At 46.0% G+C, this 21781-nt stretch carries 18 protein-coding genes; 1 reads left to right on the forward strand and 17 read right to left on the reverse strand.

The window, feature by feature from the left end; all coding sequences use genetic code 11:
• Window positions 1–92: 92 nt before the first annotated feature.
• The 5 genes from glpX to DVB69_RS13300 all read right to left on the reverse strand — a co-directional run bounded on the left by glpX (window position 93) and on the right by DVB69_RS13300 (window position 4543).
• Window positions 93–1058 (reverse strand): class II fructose-bisphosphatase, encoded by a 966-nt coding sequence (gene glpX / locus DVB69_RS13280; RefSeq protein ID WP_116019596.1) that lies wholly within the window; start codon window positions 1056–1058, stop codon window positions 93–95.
• Between the two features lie 98 nt (window positions 1059–1156).
• Window positions 1157–2440, reverse strand: a complete 1284-nt coding sequence (locus tag DVB69_RS13285; protein WP_116019597.1) for a UDP-N-acetylglucosamine 1-carboxyvinyltransferase — start codon at window positions 2438–2440, stop codon at window positions 1157–1159.
• A 19-nt stretch (window positions 2441–2459) separates the two neighbouring features.
• Window positions 2460–3107, reverse strand: coding sequence for a fructose-6-phosphate aldolase (fsa, locus tag DVB69_RS13290; protein ID WP_116019598.1), 648 nt, complete (start codon window positions 3105–3107; stop codon window positions 2460–2462).
• A gap of 106 nt (window positions 3108–3213) precedes the next feature.
• On the reverse strand, window positions 3214–4071 hold the full coding sequence (locus tag DVB69_RS13295) for a class II fructose-bisphosphate aldolase (RefSeq protein WP_116019599.1): 858 nt from the start codon (window positions 4069–4071) through the stop codon (window positions 3214–3216).
• A gap of 109 nt (window positions 4072–4180) precedes the next feature.
• Complete coding sequence (locus DVB69_RS13300; protein WP_116019600.1) at window positions 4181–4543, reverse strand: response regulator; 363 nt, start codon at window positions 4541–4543, stop codon at window positions 4181–4183.
• Between the two features lie 150 nt (window positions 4544–4693).
• Here DVB69_RS13300 and DVB69_RS13305 point away from each other — a divergent pair, with 150 nt between their 5' ends.
• Entirely contained in the window at window positions 4694–5209 is a 516-nt protein-coding gene (locus tag DVB69_RS13305; protein ID WP_116019601.1) for a DUF2529 family protein, read from the forward strand.
• Window positions 5210–5320: 111 nt separating this feature from the next.
• Here DVB69_RS13305 and DVB69_RS13310 read toward each other — a convergent pair whose 3' ends face one another.
• The 12 genes from DVB69_RS13310 to DVB69_RS13360 all read right to left on the reverse strand — a co-directional run bounded on the left by DVB69_RS13310 (window position 5321) and on the right by DVB69_RS13360 (window position 21780).
• Window positions 5321–6922: a CTP synthase gene (locus tag DVB69_RS13310; protein WP_116019602.1), complete on the reverse strand. Its 1602-nt coding sequence runs from the start codon at window positions 6920–6922 to the stop codon at window positions 5321–5323.
• Between the two features lie 182 nt (window positions 6923–7104).
• Complete coding sequence (rpoE, locus tag DVB69_RS13315; RefSeq protein ID WP_116019603.1) at window positions 7105–7659, reverse strand: DNA-directed RNA polymerase subunit delta; 555 nt, start codon at window positions 7657–7659, stop codon at window positions 7105–7107.
• Between the two features lie 51 nt (window positions 7660–7710).
• Window positions 7711–7878 (reverse strand): hypothetical protein, encoded by a 168-nt coding sequence (locus DVB69_RS17595; RefSeq protein WP_158541094.1) that lies wholly within the window; start codon window positions 7876–7878, stop codon window positions 7711–7713.
• 443 nt (window positions 7879–8321) lie between these two features.
• The gene (gene icmF / locus DVB69_RS13320) at window positions 8322–11591 is read right to left on the reverse strand and encodes a fused isobutyryl-CoA mutase/GTPase IcmF (RefSeq protein ID WP_116019604.1); all 3270 of its coding nucleotides are present in this window, start codon (window positions 11589–11591) and stop codon (window positions 8322–8324) included.
• A gap of 34 nt (window positions 11592–11625) precedes the next feature.
• Window positions 11626–12258: a TetR/AcrR family transcriptional regulator gene (locus tag DVB69_RS13325; protein WP_116019605.1), complete on the reverse strand. Its 633-nt coding sequence runs from the start codon at window positions 12256–12258 to the stop codon at window positions 11626–11628.
• A gap of 15 nt (window positions 12259–12273) precedes the next feature.
• A complete protein-coding gene (locus DVB69_RS13330) occupies window positions 12274–13413 on the reverse strand; it encodes an acyl-CoA dehydrogenase (RefSeq protein ID WP_116019606.1) in 1140 nt (379 codons plus the stop codon).
• 561 nt (window positions 13414–13974) lie between these two features.
• Window positions 13975–15111: an acyl-CoA dehydrogenase gene (locus DVB69_RS13335; RefSeq protein ID WP_116019607.1), complete on the reverse strand. Its 1137-nt coding sequence runs from the start codon at window positions 15109–15111 to the stop codon at window positions 13975–13977.
• Window positions 15112–15125: 14 nt separating this feature from the next.
• A complete protein-coding gene (locus tag DVB69_RS13340; RefSeq protein ID WP_116019608.1) occupies window positions 15126–15977 on the reverse strand; it encodes a 3-hydroxybutyryl-CoA dehydrogenase in 852 nt (283 codons plus the stop codon).
• Between the two features lie 490 nt (window positions 15978–16467).
• A complete protein-coding gene (locus DVB69_RS13345; RefSeq protein WP_116019609.1) occupies window positions 16468–17661 on the reverse strand; it encodes an acetyl-CoA C-acetyltransferase in 1194 nt (397 codons plus the stop codon).
• A 190-nt stretch (window positions 17662–17851) separates the two neighbouring features.
• Window positions 17852–20002, reverse strand: a complete 2151-nt coding sequence (locus DVB69_RS13350; RefSeq protein ID WP_116019610.1) for a (Fe-S)-binding protein — start codon at window positions 20000–20002, stop codon at window positions 17852–17854.
• Window positions 20003–20506: 504 nt separating this feature from the next.
• The gene (locus DVB69_RS13355; protein ID WP_116019611.1) at window positions 20507–21187 is read right to left on the reverse strand and encodes an alpha-ribazole-5-phosphate synthase; all 681 of its coding nucleotides are present in this window, start codon (window positions 21185–21187) and stop codon (window positions 20507–20509) included.
• On the reverse strand, window positions 21184–21780 hold the full coding sequence (locus DVB69_RS13360; RefSeq protein WP_116019612.1) for a cob(I)yrinic acid a,c-diamide adenosyltransferase: 597 nt from the start codon (window positions 21778–21780) through the stop codon (window positions 21184–21186). Before DVB69_RS13360 ends, DVB69_RS13355 begins: the two co-directional genes overlap by 4 nt.
• Window position 21781: the final 1 nt, after the last annotated feature.

Consider the following 21781-nt stretch of genomic DNA (forward strand, 5'->3'; position numbering starts at 1 on the left):
AGTTTAGGGTAAGTATTTTTGGGGGTGCAGCGGTCGGCTGCTGGGGTACAAAATAATTGCCCGGCTTGATGTGCCGGGCAGTTTGAGGTCTTTCAGTCTTTCATCACAAGATGAGGTTTTTTGTCCATACTATGGCGTCCTTCTACAAAACGGATTGTGCCAGACTTTGAGCGCATGACGAGTGAATGCGTTTTGGTATAGCCACCTGTGAATTGTACGCCGCGAAGGAGTTCGCCATCTGTTACACCTGTTGCTGCAAAGATTGCGTCGTCCCCTTTCACGAGGTCGTCCATGTAAAGAACTTTGTCCACATCGATGCCCATTTTCACGCAACGCTCACGTTCAGCATCATTCATAGGAATGAGTTTACCTTGGATTTCTCCACCAAGACATTTCAATCCTACTGCTGCAATAACACCTTCAGGAGCTCCACCGAGTCCGAAAAGAATGTCAACGCCTGTACCTTCGAACGCTGTGTTGATAGCACCCGCTACGTCTCCATCGTTAATGAGCTTGATACGAGCACCCGCAGCACGGATTTCAGCGATGATATCTGCATGACGTTCTCGATTTAGAACCGTTGCTGTGATTTCATTCAATTTCATGTTTTTTGCTTTTGCAACAGCCTTTAAGTTGTCTGTAACTGACGCATTGATGTCAACTTTACCGACACACTCTGGACCCACTGCAATTTTGTCCATATACATATCAGGAGCATTCAAGAGATTTCCTTTATCTGCGATAGCGAGAACCGCAAGTGCGTTCCAACCGCCTGAAGCTACGATGTTTGTCCCTTCAAGTGGATCGACCGCGACGTCAACGAAAGGTCCAGTGCCTGTTCCAAGCTCTTCCCCAATGTATAACATCGGTGCTTCGTCCATTTCACCTTCACCAATCACAACCACGCCTTGCATCGGAATTGTATCAAATACCGTGCGCATTGCTGTTGTTGCTGCGTCATCCGCTTCGTTTTTCAAACCTCGTCCCATCCAGTGCGATGCGGCAACTGCCGCCGCCTCTGTCACACGTACAAGTTCCATCGATAAACTGCGTTCCATCTCTAGAATTCCTCCCGTTTTCTGCTAGTTGCAGATTGTGTAACTGTCTCAATCTTTCACTCTATTATAGCACACGTTTGAATGAGCACTAAACTGTTTTATGAGTTACTCTCTGCGTCATCTTCATCAGGAATTTCCACTTTTTGAATGGAAGCGCCGAGCCCACGTAGTTTTTCGATTAACCCGCCATAGCCACGTTCGATGTGAGAGATTCCTTGAATTTCAGTTTCTCCTTCAGCAATCAGGCCTGCGATGACAAGCGAAGCACCAGCACGTAGATCGCTCGCTTTCACTTTTGCCGCATGAAGCGGTGTCGGTCCATGAATGATTGCAGAGCGGCCTTCGACTTTGCTGCTTGCATTCATTCTACGAAGTTCATCAATTTGTTTAAATCGCGCGGAATAGATTGTATCCGTCAGCATCGATGCTCCGTCAGCCTGTGTGGATAGTACGCAAAATGGCTGTTGCAAGTCTGTTGGAAATCCGGGATACACAAGCGTTTTCACATCCACCGCTTTGAGTGCTTTCGTTTTTGGGATGAAGATCTTTTCTTCATCCTCTTCCACAATAACGCCCATTTCACGAAGTTTTGCAGTTACCGCTTCAACGTGTAAGGGAATGACGTTATCAACGGTAACACCATCTCCCGCCACTGCTGCCATTATCATGAATGTCCCTGCTTCAATCCGATCCGGAATAATGGTGTGTCGTGTTCCGCTTAAGCTCTCGACACCCTCTATACGGATAACATTGGTACCCGCGCCTTTAATGTTGGCACCCATATTGGATAGCAAGGTTGCAACGTCAATGATTTCAGGCTCTTTCGCAGCGTTTTCGATGATGGTTTTCCCTTTTGCGAGAACCGCAGCAAGCATGATGTTGATGGTTGCGCCCACACTGACAATATCCAGGTAGATTTTAGCGCCTATCAGTTCATCAGCACGCAAGTAGATTGCGCCATGTTCGTTTGTGACTTTAGCTCCAAGCGCTTCAAATCCTTTAATGTGCTGATCAATCGGGCGTGGTCCCAAATGACAGCCACCGGGTAATCCGATGACCGCTTTTTTGAACTTCCCGAGCATCGCTCCCATTAAGTAATATGAGGCACGTAACTTTTTGACATTTCCATTCGGCAGTGGCATGGAAATCATTTCGGAAGGGTCAATCGTCATCGTTCCATCTTGAAAGTCTACGTTGCCTCCGATATCTTCGAGCAAGTTCTGCAACGTATGGACATCGGAAATTTCGGGCAGTCCTTCTATCGTGACAGGGGAATTGGCTAAAATGGATGCGGGAATGAGTGCAACTGCACTGTTTTTCGCTCCACTAACTTTAATGCTTCCCTTTAGAGGGGTGCCGCCTTGTATTTTATATACTTCCATTTCAATCTCCTTTACACAATCACTTGTTGTCGCGGGCTTCCCAATCCTTCAAGAATTGTTCAATCCCTTTGTCTGTCAGTGGATGGCTGAACAGCTGCTGTAATACTTTGAATGGCACTGTTGAAATATGAGCACCAGCAAGTGCCCCATTCGTAATTTGCTGAGGGCTGCGGATTGATGCCGCAATAATTTCAGTGTCGATGTTGTGAATCGTAAAGATATCCGCGATTGTTTCGATCAATGCTAATCCATCTTGACCGATATCGTCGAGTCTGCCGAGGAATGGAGACACATATGTAGCTCCAGCACGAGCTGCCATCAATGCCTGGTTCGCACTGAAGATCAACGTTACATTCGTCTTAATACCTTCTGCTGAGAAAACCGAACAAGCTTTCAAGCCTTCAGGAGTCATTGGCAGTTTCACCGTAATGTTCGGTGCGAGCGCTGCAAGTTCACGACCTTCTTTGATCATTCCTTCAGCATCAAGTGCAATAACTTCTGCGCTGACCGATCCTGGAACAAGCGCCGTAATTTCTTTTAACCGGTCGTGGAATGAGATATTCTCTTTCGCTACAAGTGAAGGGTTTGTCGTTACGCCAGACAAAATCCCCCAGCTGTGGGCTTCTTTAATTTCTTCAAAATTTGCTGTGTCAATGAAAAATTTCATAGTCCGTGTTCCTCCTCAAAATTGAAAAGGAGGAGATTCATCCGATTACGGGATGTCTCCCCCTATAGGTGTTGTCTTAACGTTCATGCAAGAAAAACTCCGCAAGTTATGCTTTTTGCGAGCTACCAAATTCGCGCATTTTCCCAACAACTGTTGCCTGAATTGCTTCACGCATAGGTGTAAGGAATTTACGTGGATCGTAAACTTCAGAGTCTACCGCAAGTACTTCACGTACTTTCTTCGTTCCTTGAATCTGGTTTTCTGTATTGACGTTGATTTTTGAAGTTCCAAGTGAAATGGAACGTTGGATATCTTTTGTTGGAATTCCAGTTCCGCCGTGTAAGACAAGTGGAAGGTCCGATTGTTTTGAGATTGCTTCCATTTCCTTGAATCCAAGATTCGGTTCACCTTTATAAGGACCATGTACGGATCCAAGTGCTGGTGCGAGGCAATCGATATTCGTTTCATCGACAAGACGCTTACATTCTGCAGGATCTGCGTACATGACGCCTTCTGCGATTGTGTCGTCTTCCTGACCACCGACTAATCCGAGTTCAGCTTCAACGGAAACGTTTTTAGGATGTGCATATTCCACAACTTGCTTTGTAATTGCAATATTTTCTTCGATAGGCTTTGCAGAAGCGTCAATCATGACGGATGTAAATCCAGCATCAATTGCTTCCTTACACTTTTCAAGACTCGAACCATGATCTAGATGAATCGCTACTGGTACTGTGATTTTATAATCATGAATAAGTCCTTTCACCATGTGAACGACCGTTGTAAAACCACCCATGTAACGTGCTGCGCCTTCGGATACTCCTAGGATAACTGGGGAGTTTTCGCTTTGAGCTGCTTTCAAGATCGCTTGTGTGTACTCCAAGTTGTTCAAATTGAATTGCCCGATTGCATATCCTTCACGCTTACCTTTAATCATCATTTCTTTCATTGATACGAGTGCCATGTGCAGTTCCTCCTTCGAATATGGAAACGGATCGTCTTCGTTTTTTTAGATGTATTCCAATCCCATCATATCAAAAAAATCGATCCACTTCCACTTAGGGGAACAGGGACTATCGTTCTCGCAACAACTTATCGATTGTCTGTCGTACTTCATGGATATCAAATGGTTTCGTAAAATAGTGATCTGCACGATATTGGGCTTCAGGATGGGCAGATTCGATTTCATCGTATGCTGTCATCATAACGATCGGAGTCTTAGGTCTGTTACTTTTCACCTGTCGAAGTACCTCAGCCCCATCCATTCCCGGCATTTTCATGTCTAACAGGATACAATCAGGTTCGTCGTTTTCGACACGAAGCAACGCCTCTTTACCGTTTGAGGCGAGGATAGTTTCATAACCTTCTTTTTTAAAGACCTCATCCAGCAACAAACGTATACCAGCCTGATCATCTACAATCAACAACTTCTTCAAACTGCCCACTCCTTTTAGATATAATCAATACTTTAGTCCGAATACAAAAAGTTTGAATATTAATAGTAATTAGACAAAAAAGGAATAGTTCCTGCTTTTATCGCGAAATGATTTCAGATTCACTATACTACTAGTTACGGAGGTGGAGTTATGAAAATGTTAACGACGCAAATTGCTGGTCTATTGCAACGAATTGCGACGAACCATGAAGAAGCAATCGAAGACACTGCACGACTTTTGGCACAGGCAGCTGTTGGTGACGGACGCGTGGTGATGGTGGGAATGAACGAACTGAATGGCTTGGTGATGAATGCCATTGAAGGAGCTGAACCTTTTGCGAACGTGATTCGGTATTCTGCAGATCTTGAATTAGGGTCCATGGATCGCGTTTGGCTCTTTACTCGAAGTTCAGGGAATGCAGATGCACTTGAAATAGGCAAAGTTTTGTCGAAACAGGGTGTTGCTTTCGCGGTTGTAGGGTCCGAAAAATCATCTGGGCAGAACGAACTATCCGAACTCGCAGATGTATACATCTCAACGGGTATTTCTAAAGGGTTGTTACCAAACGATGAAGGGGATCGCGTCGTGGAACCCCACTTACTCGCGTCGTTGTTTGTTTACGAAGCAGTGAAGCTTTCTTATGATGAAATGTTAATGGATTTGTAATGGAATGAGCGGATGCGGCGGCGCTTAAGCGGATTTCCTGTTTACTTGCTTATTCAAATGAAAAAACCCCCATTTCTGCATCAAGCAGAAGTGGGGGTTTTTTCATTTTTATTACTTTTGGTGTGCGAGTGATGCTTCCACAAAGCTTTTGATAAGCGGTTGTGGACGTGTTGGGCGTGATACGAATTCAGGGTGGAACTGACATCCGATGAAGAATGGATGACTTGGCACTTCGATAATTTCAACAAGACGCTCGTCCGGGCTAATTCCAGAAATCACCATGCCTGCTTCCTCAAACTGCTTTTGATAAGCTGTGTTGAACTCGTAACGATGACGGTGACGTTCTTCTACAAGGTCTAAGCCATATGCTGCGTGTGCTTTCGAACCTTTCTTCACTTCACATGGATAGCATCCTAGGCGTAATGTACTTTCGTCTTCACGACCATTGCGGTAGTCCGGATGCAATAAGAAGATCGGATCCTTCGTATGTGCATCGAATTCAACAGAATGTGCATGTCCAAGTCCCATAACATCGCGAGCATATTCAACTGCTGAGAGTTGCATACCAAGGCCTGTTCCGAGGAACGGAAGATCATTTTTACGTGCATAAGCAATTGCGTGGATCATGCCATCTACGCCGCGCTCTCCGAAACCAGCCGGCACAAGCAAGCCGTCGACGTCTGCTAGCAATTCCGCTACGTTTTCTGCAGTGACCTCTTCGGAGTCAATCCACTTAATGTCAATATCAGCATCAAATGCATATCCTGCATGGTACATTGCTTCAACGAGTGAAATGTATGCATCTTGTAATTCCACGTATTTTCCAACGAGTGCCACACGAACTGTTTTCGATAGGTTTTTCACAAGACTGACGAGTTCTTTCACTTCGTCCATTTCAGGTTGCTTCACATCTAAACCAAGGAAATCGACGACAATATCGTCCATCTTTTGTTCATGTAGGCGAAGTGGGACTTCGTATAACGTTTCTGCGTCTCTTGCTTCGATTACTTCTTCGGGCTTAATGTTACAGAACAACGAAATCTTGTCTTTCATTTCCTGTGGAACCGGATATTCGCTGCGTAAAACGATCATGTTTGGCTGGATGCCGAGGCTGCGAAGTTCTTTTACACTGTGTTGTGTAGGTTTTGTCTTCAATTCGCCTGCAGCTTTCAAATAAGGGACGAGTGTATTGTGAATGTACATCACATCGTTTTTCCCTAAATCCGTTTTCATTTGACGGATTGCTTCAAGGTACGGCAATGATTCGAAGTCCCCTACACTACCACCGATTTCTGTAATAACGACGTCTGCATGCATTTCTTGTCCAGCGCGTTTGATGAGTGTTTTAATTTCGTTTGTGATGTGTGGAATGACTTGAACAGTCGCTCCGTTATACTCTCCGTTACGCTCTTTTTGAAGAACAAGTGAGTACACTTTACCCATTGTAATATTAGAATATTGGTTTAAATCGATGTCGATGAAGCGCTCGTAGTGACCAATGTCAAGATCCGTCTCTGCACCGTCTTGAGTGACGAATACTTCACCATGCTGAAGTGGACTCATCATCGTTGGGTCAATATTGATATATGGATCGAACTTTTGCATCGTCACTTGTAAGCCACGATTTTTAAGAAGTCTTCCTAGGGATGCTGCATTTATGCCTTTTCCGAGTGAGGAAACGACACCGCCTGTAATGAATATATATTTCGTCATGAATGATTCCTCCTATGTGTATTGTATTCGGGAAAAGCTGATTTCCAACCGGTTTAATAACGAAAAAACGCCCCTGCTGCAGTATTCTCTGCAGAAGGAGCGCTTAAACATCCGTTCGTTTGTCCTTTAAAAAGGAGCCCAATTAGATTGTATAGCGGAGGACTTTATAAGTCAAGAAAAGATTATAATTCTTCTTCTTCTTCCTCTTCATCGTCCTCTTCGTCCTCATCTTCTTCGTCTAATTCAATATCTTCATCCGGAATGATTTCAAGACCTTCTGCAGGATCTTCGACTTCGTCTTCATCGGTATCTACATCATCATCATCATCATCCACGTCTTTTTCATCACCGAGTTCTTCATAGTCTTCTTCGAAGATTTCATCCTCGTCCAAGTCATCCAGATCTTCGTAATCATCATCGTCTGAAGCTTTTTTCTTTTTCTTACGAGTTTTAACGACTGGCGCAGTTTCCTCTTCGATCTGGTCGACTGGGTACCACTCACGAAGTGCCCATCCGCCATCGTTCATTGCCATGAAACGACCATCGATGTTGAGGTCTGTGTAGAATTGGGGAAGGCGTCCGTCCATTTCTTTTTTGCTGACACTTGTAAGACTACGGATTTCATCCATTAGTTTTTGAAATGTAATAGGTTCGCGACGATCTTCAAAAATTGCAAAGGTAATATCGATCATTGATTCCTCTTGTAGTTGTTCTTTTGTCATGTTTTTATAATCCATGAGATGCACGCCCTTTCTGAAGCCTTTATCATGTAATCGACTGGTTCTTTGTTACTGGGTTTTTCTAGTTCTACGGAATCGTCTGAATTCTTTCCAGCTGATCACGAATAAGTACACGGCCGCGAGCAGGAAGGGAACTGCACCGAATCCTTCTCCGTAGAGGAGATATGTCAGTACGATTAGTATGATTATGATAACAAGATGAAGTGCCATCTTCAACTTCCGCACCCCTTTTCGGCCATTATTTATAGTATACTCGGGTTTTGGGTTTAAAATCCACTGAAATTCATTTTGTTTGTGAATAAATTCGGACGGGGTAATGGACAGTGTTGATCTCCACTTCAGGCGGACGCTTTCCGGGGGGCTTGAATTCAGCCTCCTCAGTTCGCTTCGCTTCTTGCGGGGTCTTCATTCTTCGCTTATCCCCCAGGAGTCGCCGCCTTTCGTTTCGATCAACGGATAATCTAGCTATACTGATTATTCTTTGGGACTTTTGAGTCGAAGGAGATTTCTTTGAAAATATTGATAAACATAGAAACCACTTATAGCACGTAGCTTTCACGGTACGCGGATGGATAATAGAAAAATTTCAATTCGCAAGTTACATAAGAAAAAGCACCAAATAGAGCGTGGGGCTCCCGCGCTCTTTTTTGGTGTGTTTGTTACATGTTGCGGCGATATTGGCCGCCTACTTCGTATAGGGCGTTGGTGATTTGTCCGAGGCTTGCGACTTTTACAGTGTCCATGAGGGCCTCGAAGATGTTGCCTCCTGAGATGGCGAGTATTTTTAAGTCTGCGAGTGCTTGTTCCGCCTCGTTGCTATGAGTAGATTGGAACGTGCGCAGGTTTTTGATTTGTGTTTCTTTTTCGTCTTGTGTGGCGCGCGCGAGTTCCATGCTGTCGATGTCTTCTTCAGATGGCGGGTTCGGGTTTAAATAGGTGTTTACTCCGATGATTGGGAGCTCGCCTGAGTGTTTTTTCATCTCATACAGCATGGATTCTTCTTGGATTTTCCCGCGTTGGTACTGCGTTTCCATTGATCCCAGGACGCCGCCACGGTCGTTAAGTTTGTCGAATTCTTGAAGCACTGCTTCTTCGACAAGATCTGTCAGTTCTTCTGCGATGAATGACCCTTGGAGCGGGTTTTCATTTTTCGAAAGTCCGTGCTCTTTTGTGATAATCATCTGGATTGCCATTGCGCGACGAACGGATTCTTCTGTCGGTGTTGTGATCGCTTCATCATACGCGTTTGTATGAAGTGAGTTACAGTTATCCTGCAATGCCATGAGTGCTTGCAATGTTGTCCGGATGTCGTTGAAGTCAATTTCTTGCGCGTGGAGCGAGCGACCGGATGTCTGAACGTGATACTTCAGCTTTTGACTGCGATCATTTGCACCGTATTTCTCACGCATTGCGACAGCCCAGATGCGACGTGCCACGCGACCAATGACTGTGTACTCCGGATCGAGACCGTTCGAGAAGAAGAACGATAAGTTCGGTGCGAAGTCATTGATGTTCATGCCACGGCTCAAATAATATTCGACATACGTAAAGCCGTTTGCAAGTGTGAAAGCGAGCTGCGAAATGGGATTCGCTCCGGCTTCGGCGATATGATAGCCCGAAATGGAGACAGAATAATAGTTTCGAACCTTTTTGTTGATGAAATACTGCTGGATATCCCCCATCATCCGAAGCGCAAATTCTGTCGAGAAGATACATGTATTTTGCCCTTGGTCTTCTTTTAGAATATCGGCTTGCACGGTTCCTCGAACGACTTTCAACGTTGCTTCCCGGACTTCCGTGAATTCATCTACGGATAATGTGCGGCCTAGCTCTTCTTCCTGTTTCTTCACCTGCTGATCGACTGCCGTGTTCATGAACATTGCTAAGATAATCGGCGCTGGACCGTTGATGGTCATCGAAACGGATGTTGCTGGTGCACATAAGTCAAATCCATCATAGAGTTTCTTCATATCTTCTAATGTACAGATGTTGACGCCAGACTCTCCTACTTTTCCGTAAATGTCCGGACGCTCATCCGGATCTTCCCCGTATAAAGTGACCGAGTCGAATGCTGTGGACAGACGTTTTGCATCGTCATCTTTCGACAAGTAATGGAACCGGCGATTGGTACGTTCCGGAGTTCCTTCTCCAGCAAACTGACGCTTCGGATCTTCCCCTTCGCGCTTGAACGGGAATACGCCTGCTGTGTACGGGTAGGATCCAGGAACGTTTTCTTTATAGACCCAACGAATGATTTCTCCGTAGTCTTTAAACTTCGGCAACGCTACTTTCGGGATTTTTAATCCGGATAAACTCTTAGTCGTAAGTGCTGTGCGGAGTTCTTTATCCCGAACTTTCGTTACGAATTCGTCTTGTGCATACGAATCTTTCAACGTGTTCCAATTATCAAGAATACGACGGGATTCAGCAGTCATCTCGTCGCGCACATTGTCGTGCAACGTTTCAAGTGATTTCACGAGTGCATCGTCAGGCGTTTTCTCACGTACTTCTGCGAGAGCTCCTTCTAACTGATACAACCGCGTAGCAAGGTGTGCTTGTTGTTCTGCATGTTTATGGTAGCCGCGAACAGTGTTAGCAATTTCACGTAAGTATTGCAGGCGATCATTAGGAATGATGACATTTTGTTTCTGTGTTTTTACGAATTCTGTGTAAGACGTCGTCCAGTCACTGCCACACTTTTTGTTGAGCGTACCCACAATTGCAGCAAATAATGTATTCGTTCCTTTGTCATTGAACTGACTTGCGATTGTGCCATAGACTGGCATGGAATCTAGTGGCTCATTAAACAGAAGACGACTGCGCTGGTACTGTTTTTGGACTTGGTTCAATGCATCTTCTGAGCCTTTACGCTCGAATTTATTGATGGCAATCAAATCTGCAAAGTCGATCATGTCAATTTTCTCAAGTTGAGAAGGCGCACCGAATTCGCTTGTCATGACATACATCGAAACGTCTGAAACTTCATCGATTTCTGCGTCTCCTTGACCAATTCCACTCGTTTCTACAATGATCAGATCATAACCAGCCACTTTGACGATATCGAGCACGTCTTTTAACGCGCCTGACAGCTCTGTACGAGACCCACGAGTTGCGAGACTGCGCATAAATACGCGTTTGTTGAAGATTGCATTCATCCGGATCCGGTCACCAAGAAGCGCGCCGCCCGTTTTTTGTTTCGTTGGGTCAATGGATAAAATCGCAACTTTCCGATCCGGCAGTTCATGAAGGAATCTGCGAATTAATTCATCCGTCAATGAGCTTTTTCCGGCTCCGCCTGTTCCGGTAATCCCGAGAACTGGTGTCCCTTTGGATAGTTCGCGTGCACGATTCAAAAGCATTGAGGCTTTCTCGTCTTGATCGGCATAATGCTCTTCAGCATACGTAATGAGGTTCGCAAGCAGCTCGGGCTTTGTCGTTTCGACTTGCTCCAGGTAAGCCATTTCGTCCTTCACTTCCGTCGCGTAGTCACACTCTTCGACCATACGATTAATCATCCCTTGAAGGCCTAGTTTACGACCGTCTTCAGGGGAAAAAATCCAAGCGATGCCGTATTGATGAAGCTCTTTGATTTCTTTCGGGATAATGACTCCGCCCCCGCCGCCATAGATTTTAATATGACTAGCGCCGCGTTCTTTCAATAGGTCGTACATGTATTTAAAGTACTCTACGTGCCCGCCTTGGTAGGATGAAATCGCGATTCCTTGGACGTCTTCCTGGATTGCCGCGTTCACGACTTCTTCTACAGAGCGGTTGTGTCCGAGATGGATTACTTCTGCACCCGTCGACTGTAAAATGCGCCGCATGATGTTAATGCTCGCATCGTGCCCGTCAAATAGACTCGATGCTGTTACAAATCGCACGTGATGTGTCGGTTTATAAATTTCCTGTTGCGTTTCAGCTGTTGCCATATTCGTGCACCCCTTTTGCGTTGTTTTCCATTCTTTACTTGCTAGCAGGTTTCACTAATCCGTTCAGAAGCTGATCTGTTTGAAATTCAATATAGCCATCTAGCTGATACATTTGCTGCAGTTCCCATCTGCGAAATGCCCACATTTGCCCTTGAATGACGATATGGTGGGCAGCGAGCTTAACGCTGCTTTTTGCTATGCGGAGCTCCCCAGCTTCAGCACATGCTCCGAGTAGCGTTTCAAATAATCCCGTCATCGCGCGTTCTTTTTTCAGCACATAATCGAGTGCGTTTTTCGGCAATGATTTCGATTCTTGATACATGACAACGAATTCATCCGATAAATCATCTACTAACCGATAGTAGACATCGATTGCCCGGGTCAGTCCGCCAATCGTTGCTTCTTCATCGGCAATCCCTGAAAGTCGATGCTGCACTTCGTCGTAAATCGTGTCACAAACGAGATACAACACGTCTTCTTTCGTGCGGATGTATTCGTAAAGTGTTCCGATACTAAAGCCTGCTTCTTTTGCGATTTCACGTGTCGTTGACCGGTGGAATCCTTTTTGCTTGAACAATCGTACAGCGCCTTGGATGATTTGTTCGCGCCGTTTTTCGATTAACTCGCCATCTTTTACAGACGACTTTACTTGGTGTTTCAGTTCCATCATCTGACCCCCTTTTTACTTCGTCAGCATACGGGAGATGACGAGGCGCTGCACTTCTTGCGTGCCTTCATAGATTTGCGTGATTTTCGCGTCGCGCATGAAGCGCTCGACTGGATAATCTTTCGTATATCCGTATCCACCATAGACTTGAACCGCTTCTGTTGTAACTTTCATCGCTGTATCGCCCGCCATGAGTTTCGCCATTGCAGATGCTTTTCCGTATGGGAGATTGTTAGACTCAAGCCATGCAGCTTGGTATGTCAAAAGACGTGAAGCTTCTGTCGTTGTCGCCATATCTGCAAGTTTGAAGCCGATTCCTTGGTTCGCAGCAATTGGCTTTCCGAATTGCACGCGCTCTTTTGCGTAACCCACTGCAGCGTCAAGTGCACCTTGAGCAATCCCAACTGCTTGTGCAGCGATTCCGTTACGTCCACCATCCAAAGTTTTCATCGCGATGATGAAGCCTTGACCTTCTTCACCAAGCATATTTTCTTTAGGCACACGGCAGTTGTCAAAGATGATTTCTGTTGTTGGAGATGAACGAATGCCGAGCTTTTTCTCTTTTTTGCCGACAGAGAAGCCTGGATAATCTGCTTCTACGATGAATGCAGTCGTCCCTTTATGTTTCGAGTCAGCGTCTGTGACAGCAAAGACGATGTAGATGTCCGCGATGCCACCGTTTGTGATGAAGATTTTCGATCCGTTTAGGATGTAATCGTCACCATCGAGTTTCGCCGTTGTTTTCATGCCGCCTGCATCAGATCCCGATTGAGGTTCTGTCAGTCCATACGCACCGATTTTTGATCCTTCAGCCATTGGACGGAGATACTTCTGCTTCTGTTCTTCCGTTCCGTATTTGAACACAGGCCATCCAGCGAGAGATGTGTGCGCAGAAAGTGTAACGCCCGTTGATGCACACACGCGTGACAATTCTTCGACTGCGATAACGTATGCGAGGTAGTCGCCGCCGATACCGCCGTATTCTTCAGGCCAAGGAATCCCCGTGAGTCCGAGTTCTGCCATCTTTTTGAAAATGTCCATGTCAAAGCGTTCTTCTTCGTCACGTTCAGCTGCTGTCGGCGCGACATCTTTTTCTGCAAAGTCGCGGACCATTTTGCGGATCATTTCGTGTTCTTCAGAGAGTGTAAAGTTCATGGTGAATTCCTCTTTTCTATTGGATTCGTTGCTTGTTTGAGCGGATTGGTGACTTGCTTGATCGGGTTCGCGATTCGCTTGATCACTTTTACGCTGGCTTGAGCGAATTCGCGGCCTGCTTGATCACTTTTCCTCTTGCTTGAGCGGATTCACGACTTGCTTGATCACTTTTACGCTGGCTTGAGCGGATCTGCGACTTGCTTGATCACTTTTCGCTTGCTTGAGCGGATTCGCGACTTGCTTGATCACTTTTCTGCTTGCTTGGGCGGATTCGCAGCCTGCTTGATCACTTTTCCTCTTGCTTGAGCGGATTCACGACTTGCTTGATCACTTTTCCGTTTGCTTGAGCGGATTCGCGGCTTGCTTGATCACTTTTACGCTGGCTTGAGCGGATTCGCAGCCTGCTTGATCACTTTTACGCTTGCTTGATCGGATCTGCGACTTGCTTGATCACTTTTCTGCTGGCTTGAGCGGATTCACGGCTCACTTGATCAAGTTTTTTTATTTGAAGGAGATAGCCTGCCAGATTTGATTGCCACCTTACTTCTCCTAAATTACTAATTACTTCGTTAGATGCTTGGAAATTACGATGCGTTGGATTTCGCTCGTGCCTTCGTAGATTTGAGTAACTTTGGCGTCACGGAAGTAGCGCTCGACGGGGTAGTCTTTCGTGTACCCATAGCCGCCGAAAACTTGGACGGCTTCGATCGCGTTATCCATTGCCGTTTGGGAGGCGAATAACTTTGCCATTGAAGCTTCTTGTGCGCATGGTTTCCCTTCAGCTCGCAGTTGAGCTGCTCGGTAGACGAGTAAGCGCGCCGCTTCTGCAGCGGTTGCCATGTCAGCAATCTTGAATCCAATTCCTTGGTTCGCAGCGATTGGTTTTCCGAATTGAACACGTTCTTTCGCATAGTCCGTAGCTGCTTCAAGCGCAGCTTCTGCAATGCCAAGTGCTTGCGCGGCAATACCGATTCGCCCGACGTCGAGGTTGGCCATCGCGATTTTGAAACCGGCGTTTTCTTCACCTAGCAAGTTGGATTCAGGTACAAACATATCTTCGAAAGTGAGCTGGACGGTACGGGAACCATGCATGCCCATCTTCTCTTCGTTTTTCCCGATAATTAATCCAGGGGTATCCCCATCAACGATAAATGCAGATAAACCATAGGAGCCTTTCGAAGGATCCGTCGCAGCGAAGACGATGTACACGTCTGCTTCCCCACCATTGGTGATGAACACTTTCGAGCCGTTCAACACATAACCGCCGTCTTTTTTCACAGCGCGCGTTTTAAGGGATCCTGCGTCTGAGCCCGATGCAGGCTCCGTCAGACAGAAGGCACCAAGTAATTCACCAGCTGCCATTCTCTTCAAATAGCGTTCTTTCTGCTCATCTGTTCCAAAGTAAAGAATCGGATTGGTACCGACGGATGTATGTACGGAAAGAATGACTCCGACCGTTGCGTGCACTTTCGAAAGTTCATGGATTGCGCTAATGTACGATACGAAATCCATACCCGCGCCCCCGTACTCTTCAGGAACGGTGATCCCCATAAGCCCGAGTTCACCCATTTTCTTGACGATCTCTGTCGGGAATTCATCCGCCTCCAAATTAGGAATAAATGGTTCGATTTCCGCTTTGGCAAAGTCCTTGACTAGTTTGCGCATCATCTGTTGTTCTTCGGTGAAATGGAAATCCATAGGTTAGTCCCCTTTTATGAGTACGAGTAGAAGCCCCGCCCTGATTTTTTGCCGAGCCAGCCAGCGTTTACGTATTTACGAAGCAATGCACATGGGCGGTATTTCGGATCCCCATAACCGTCTTGCAGCGTTTCTAAAATGTAAAGGCATGTGTCGAGTCCGATGAAATCTGCCAGTTGAAGTGGTCCCATTGGGTGGTTCATCCCGAGTTTCATCACCTGGTCGATCGCTTCTTTAGTTGCGACACCTTCTTGCAATGTGAAAATTGCTTCGTTGATCATTGGCATAAGGATGCGGTTTGCGACAAATCCCGGGTAGTCATTCACTTCCACTGGCACTTTACCAAGTTTGTTGGTCATGTCCTCAACCGCTTCATACACTTCGTCTGATGTGGATAAACCACGAATGATTTCGACGAGTTTCATCACTGGCACCGGGTTCATATAGTGCATGCCGATGACTTGTTCTGGACGTTTCGTTGCCGCTGCGATTTCCGTGATTGGCAACGACGACGTATTTGTCGCGAGAATCGTATGAGACGGTGCAATTTCGTCCAGTTGTTTAAAGATGGATTTTTTAATGTCCATGTTTTCCACTGCTGCTTCGATGACGATATCGACGTGTTTAGCATCATTGATGTCGAGTGATTTCGTGATGCGCGAAAGGACAGCTTGTTTTTCATCCTCTGTCATGCGCTGTTTTTCAACGTTGCGCGCTAAGTTCTTTTCGATGACTGCGATGCCTTTTGCATACGATTCTTCTTTAACGTCATTGAGAGTCACGTTGAATCCAGCCTGTGCGCAAACCTGTGCAATGCCGCCGCCCATTTGACCAGCGCCAATTACCATTACGTTTTGAATGTTCATGTCTATTCATCCTTTCCGTGTCGTGTTAATGGATGTTTCCAATCTTATAGTCTAGAAATGATCATAAACTTATGATTGTGATCATAAAACTTGAATTGTGCTCATAAACTTGCGATTCCGCTCATAAAACTCGGAATGTGCTCATAAACTCAGAATCCCGCTCATAAGTCCCAAAATGTGATCATAAACTCGTGAATCGCGCTCATAACCCTTCGCACGCGGCAGAATCCAAACTCCCACTAATCTCCAACTACCGCACCACGTGCAATTTACCAATCAAAACCAAGATTTAATTGGTGTGCTTCGCATACGCGAAGCATTTTCTGCAGAGAGTCGTGGGCACTTGGCTCCTTCACTGAGAACATCTCTTGCCTTCCTCTCAGATTGTGATCATAAATCTAGGATTCTGCTCATAAAACCTGAAAAGTGATCATAATCTCCGAATTCCGCTCATAAATTTCCCGCACGGCAGGTTTGCTCGCTAGTCTATTTATTGTTTAGCCACTTCAATCATAATTGCATCACCTTGGCCCCCACCGGAGCAGATTGCCGCAACACCGATTCCGCCTCCACGGCGTTTGAGTTCATACGCAAGTGTCAAAATGATACGTGCACCGCTCGCACCGATTGGGTGACCGAGTGCGACTGCTCCGCCATTGACGTTTACTTTTTCTGGATCAATTTTCGCAATATCTGAACTCGCAAGTGCAACGACTGCGAATGCTTCATTAATTTCGAACAGGTCGATCTCTTCAATCGATTTCCCTGTTTTCTTAAGGATTTCATTGATCACCAGTCCTGGAGTTTGCGGGAATTTTTCAGGCTCTACTGCGACTTCTGCGTGACCAACCACCGTTGCGAGAACGTCTTTACCTTCGCGTTCTGCTCGCTCATCACTCATCAATACGAGTGCACATGCACCGTCGTTCACACCAGGTGCGTTCCCCGCAGTGACAGATCCATCTTTACCGAATGCAGGGCGAAGTTTCGCCAACACTGCAAGTGATGTATCTTTGCGCGGTGCTTCGTCTGTGTCAACGACAATTGGATCCCCTTTACGCTGAGGAATTTCAACGGGTGTAATTTCTTCTGCAAAAAGACCTTTTTCCATTGCAGTTACAGCAAGTTGATGACTGCGCAACGCCCATTCGTCTTGACGTTCACGTGTTACGTTGAACGCTTCTGCTGTTGAGTTTCCGAACGTCCCCATGTGGACATTCCCTGGTGAAAATGAATCAGAAAGTCCATCGTAGATCATGCCATCGACGAGTGTTGCGTCACCCATGCGTAATCCGAAACGGCCTTTTGGCAAATAGTACGGAGCGTTTGACATCGATTCCATGCCGCCCGCAACGATAACTTCTTCATCCCCCAATCGGATCAGCTGATCACCGAGTGTCACGCTGCGCATACCGGATGCACAAACTTTGTTAATGGTTTCTGTTTTCACTTTCCATGGAAGTCCTGCTTTTGTCGCCGCTTGTCTCGATGGAATCTGTCCTTGACCTGCTTGTAGCACGGTTCCGAAAATCACTTCGTCGACGTCAGCCGCATCTACCCCCGAGCGTTCTAGAGCGGATTTAATCGCCGCTCCACCTAAATCACTTGCAGTGAGGGTTTGCAGTGAGCCACCCATTTTTCCAAAAGCAGTTCGTGCGCCGTCAATCAATACTGTTTTAACCATTTTCATCATCCTCCAGTTTTTTGATAGCGTTTACATTTCGGTGTGCAAGGAGCGACTGAACGCTCGCTCGGTAAGGTTTCATCAGAAAGGGGAAGCACTGGTGCTCCCCCCTCGGATAATTTAATCTAACATTCTGTTCTGTTCAACTGTCTTAATTGTAGGATAAATCTGGCAGTCTGGCAAACTTTTTTTACTGAAGTACTGGTTCTAACTCAGCCTCAGATCCGTCTGCGATTCCTTCTCCGAATACAGAACGTTCGAGTAGCTCGGCGATGTCGTACGTTCCGACCGTCTCTTCCACTTCCATTGCTTTCGTTCCGTCTGACAGCATCGTTAAACAATACGGACATCCAGAAGAAATAATTCCAGGAGTGACTTCCATCGCTTGCTCTGTTCGAGCGACGTTGATGCGGTGTCCTGCGTCTTCTTCCATCCACATGAGACCACCACCAGCACCACAGCACATGCCGTCTTGGCGGTTTCGTTTCATCTCCACCAAGTTGACACCTGGGATAGATTTCAAAATCTCGCGTGGTGCATCGTAAACATCGTTGTAGCGTCCGAGATAACAAGAGTCGTGGAACGTAATCGTTTCTTCGATAGCGTGTTGTGGCTTCAAACGACCTTGCTCGACAAGTTCATGGAGCAACTCAGTATGGTGGTAAACTTCAGCAGTGAAGCCAAAGTCCGGATATTCGTTTTTGAATATGTTGAATGCGTGCGGGTCAATCGTGACAATCTTTTTCACTTCCGCTTTTTCAAACTCAGCAATGTTTGCTGTCGCAAGCTCTTGGAATAAGAATTCGTTACCGAGACGACGTGGCGTGTCACCAGAGTTCTTTTCTTTATTTCCTAGAATTGCGAATGAAACCCCTGCTTCGTTCAGCAAGTGAGCGAAGGACAACGCGATTTTTTGTGAACGGTTGTCGAATGCACCCATTGAGCCGACCCATAGCAAGTATTCGAAGGATTCGTCTGCCTTTTTCAGTTCTTTCACCGTTGGAATCTTGAGATCCGGACGTCCATCACGCCAGTTCTCCTTCTCTTTACGGTTCAATCCCCACGGATTTCCTTGGCGTTCGATGTTTGTCATCGCGCGCTGTGCATCCGCGTCCATTTTACCTTCCGTCATGACGAGATAACGGCGAAGGTCGATGATTTTATCAACATGCTCGTTCATAACTGGACATTGGTCTTCACAGTTTCGGCACGTTGTACATGCCCAAATTTCTTCTTCAGTGATGATGTCACCTATCAAGGATGGATTGTAAATATCGTCCATTGTTGCGCCTTCAAGACCAGCTGCAAGTGCAATCTGGTTCCCTTTTGTGTGACCAAACATGAAACTTGGCACCCAAGGTTTTTGTTTCGTTGTCAATGCACCTGTGTTCGTCAAGTTGTCGCGAAGTTTTGTGATTAAATCCATCGGTGACAGCATTTTCCCTGTTCCCGTAGCTGGACACATATTCGTACAGCGACCACATTCCACACACGCATACAAGTCAATCATCTGCAGCTGAGTGAAGTCTGTGATTTTGCCGACGCCAAGTGTTGGCATTTCATCTTCATCTTCAATTTCTTCAAGTGCTTCAAAATCGATTGGCGCAAGTTTCCCGCGACGGTCAAAACGCATCATGTACGTATTGACGGGTCCTGCGATTAAGTGAGCGTGCTTTGATTGCGGCACATACACAAGGAATGTGAGCAATGTGAGCAAGTGAACCCACCATGCTACGAAGAAAATCGCTGCTGCAGCTGTTGGGGGCAGGAAACTGAAAACGCTTGCAATTCCTGACGCCATAGGCTCCGTCCACGCTGTTTCGTGGCCATGCCAGATCATGTTCATACCGTTTGCAACGAGAGTTGAAATCATAAGGGATCCGATGAAGATAAGGACTAGCCCTGACTTCCAACCGCGCTTCAAGCGCACGAGTTTTTCCATGTAACGACGGTAGAATGCCCAAACGACCGCTACGAGGATGACTGCAACAACAATCTCCTGGAAGAATGTGAAGAATGGATAGACCGGTCCGAATGGTAAGTGTGAATCCGGTTTTAATCCTTTCCAAATGAGATCGATTGCACCAAATTGAACGAGTAGGAATCCATAGAAAAACATTACGTGAATGGAACCACTCTTTTTATCTTTCAATAGTTTCTTTTGTCCAAATACGTTTACCCATACTTCTTTTAAGCGTTTTTGAATGTTATTATCAAAGTCTTCTTTTTGCCCGAGTCGGATGAATTGCGTGCGTGTTTTGATTAAATATGTAAACAACGCCAGCCCATATGCGACGATACCTAGGAATAAAACCCAGTTGGCGATTAATAAAGGTGTCATGTTGTCCTCCCCTTTTTTGTATGTAGTGAATGTTCTTACAAGTCTAGATGAATTGAGGCAATTTGTCGATGCGTTACTTACTAGTTTAAGATATGAATGAGCATTCAGTCAATGAAAATTTTGAAATAGCGGTGAATTCTGATGAATTTCGAATTGGAAGCGAATCGGATGGGTGTTTGCTAGTGGATTGCACCGTGTGCGCTTGACGAGGATGAAGTTTATGAGCACTTTTCAGAAATTATGATCACTTTTCTAAGTTTATGAGCACATTCCATGATTTATGAGCGCTTTCCCATGTTTATGAGCACATTCCCAGCTTTATGATCACTTTCTAGGGTTTATGAGCATAATTCGCGATTTATGATCACAATCCTCTATTTTTGATCACACATTAAGTTTTCAACGCCTAGTGAATCTACTCATTTACATACAAATCCTTACTAGACAAGCGAAGCGCTACCAATCAATCCCTTGAACTCCAGAATTGCAATAGCGCTCACAGTATCATTCCAAAGTATGCAACAACGGGCCAAAATGAAGCTTTGCGTCTGCTAGTTTGCGCGATTCGATTTGCAGCAGCACAACAGTCGAGGGCCCAGCAGAGCAAGTTACGTCGAGGGGACTTGTAATTCCGCGAGTCGGATCCACTGTAGCTGTCCGCCATTCTGCCAAAATCCCGCTCGAACCGACTGGCCAGATTCGCTGGAAAAGACCGTTACGACGCGCTTCGTTTAGGATAGCTAGCGACGCGATTTCAGTCTCCCTTGTGAGTACCTCTTCACCTACGAGGGGCGTTCCATATGTATACCACTTTCCGTTAGATACACTAGATTTATGAATGTGCTTCCCCATCAGCGTTACCGCCACAGCTGATTGACGAAGCGACATATTCGTTTCGCTGCTGCCGCTGATCGGTGGCACGTCTACACCGATTTCATCGAACACGTCATTAATTCCTTCGCAATATCGATCCCAACTCGCGTCTCCACTGAAATTATGAAGCAACACAGCTTCCGGTTCCGCTCCCGCCGCCCACTGTTCGAGCAAGGCGACGCGGGTTGCGAAACGCGCGGTGATACGATCAGGAACAGCAACGAGGTCATCCGTCTTTTCCCCGATGCCGCCAGAATTATCTGTCGTGACAATAAAGTCACCGAGCTGAATCGCATTGCGGTATGCGGTCATTCGCTTGCGTTATCCTTTTTGTCTTTCGCCCCCGTACGGAACACTTTCGCACTACGGACGTATTCATTATCCATCACATTTGCCCGTTTGTTGACGATACGCGCTGCAACAAATAAGTAATCCGAGAGTCGGTTCAAGTAACGCTGAACTGTACCTGGAACGTCTGCTTCATTCTTCATTAACGTTACTGTAATGCGCTCTGCACGGCGGGTGACCGTTCTACAAATATGAAGCGACGCAGCTGCATGAGTTCCTCCAGGTAGGATGAATTTCTCGAGTGGCGGCGCTTCTTCCATCAGCTCATCAATACGGTGTTCCAAGACTTCTATCGGCTCATCTGATAATTTGTAATGGCGCTCCTTCATGACGTTCGCGAGATCTCCACCACCATCGAACAATTCGTTCTGAACGGCTTCGAGGTCGTCAAAAATATCACGACACGTTTCTAAATCCAGTTCTGCCATAGCTTTTCCGATGAAAGAATTCAGTTCATCGATCGTGCCATAGGCTTCAACGCGCAAGCTATCTTTGTCGACACGTCCCCCGATTAAACTTGTTTGTCCTTTGTCCCCTGTTTTTGTATAGATTTTCATG

This window comes from Sporosarcina sp. BI001-red (assembly GCF_003384035.1).
In the GTDB taxonomy this organism is placed as follows: domain Bacteria; phylum Bacillota; class Bacilli; order Bacillales_A; family Planococcaceae; genus Sporosarcina.